The sequence below is a fragment of the Bradyrhizobium sp. 141 genome (assembly GCF_023074055.1).
Taxonomy (GTDB): domain Bacteria; phylum Pseudomonadota; class Alphaproteobacteria; order Rhizobiales; family Xanthobacteraceae; genus Bradyrhizobium.
Window position 1 is genome coordinate 1 of the sequence record NZ_JADPKR010000009.1, and the last position, 538, is coordinate 538.

Annotated in this window: 1 protein-coding gene; it reads left to right on the plus strand. The window is 62.8% G+C overall.

Features of this window, described 5'->3' with window-relative positions; all coding sequences use genetic code 11:
• Nucleotides 1-109 precede the first annotated feature (109 nt).
• On the plus strand, nt 110-538 hold a 429-nt coding region (locus IVA81_RS02330), incomplete at its 3' end, for a transposase (RefSeq protein ID WP_247311659.1).

Below are 538 nucleotides of genomic sequence, written 5' to 3' on the forward strand. Positions count from 1 at the left end.
CGGCTCCGGCGACGGCGGCAAGGGCCGGCCGGGACGCAAGTCCAAGCCCGTCACGGCAGAGCCGAGCGACAAGGCGCAACGCAACTTCACCGATCCCGAGAGCCGCGTGATGCCCACCAAAAACGGCTTCATCCAGGGCTACAACGCACAGGCCGCCGTTGATGGCGCCCATCAGATCATCGTGGCGCACGCGCTGACCAACTCGCCGAGCGATCAGGCGCAGCTTGCGCCATTGCTCGATGCCATAAAAGCCAATCTCGGGAAGAACCCGGACGAAGCGTCGGCCGATGCGGGCTATTGCTCGCAATCCAATCTTCGCACGCTCATCCGACGCCGGATCGAGGGCTACGTCGCCACCGGACGGCAAAAGCACGGCACCAAGGCGGCCACGACGAAAAGGAAACTCAAATCTGGCACGCTCATCGCCAGAATGAGCACGAAGCTCAAGCGCGCAGGCTATCGAAGCCGGTATCGATTGCGAAAACAGATCGTCGAGCCCGTCTTCGGCCAGATCAAGCAGGCAAGAGGCTTCCGCCAG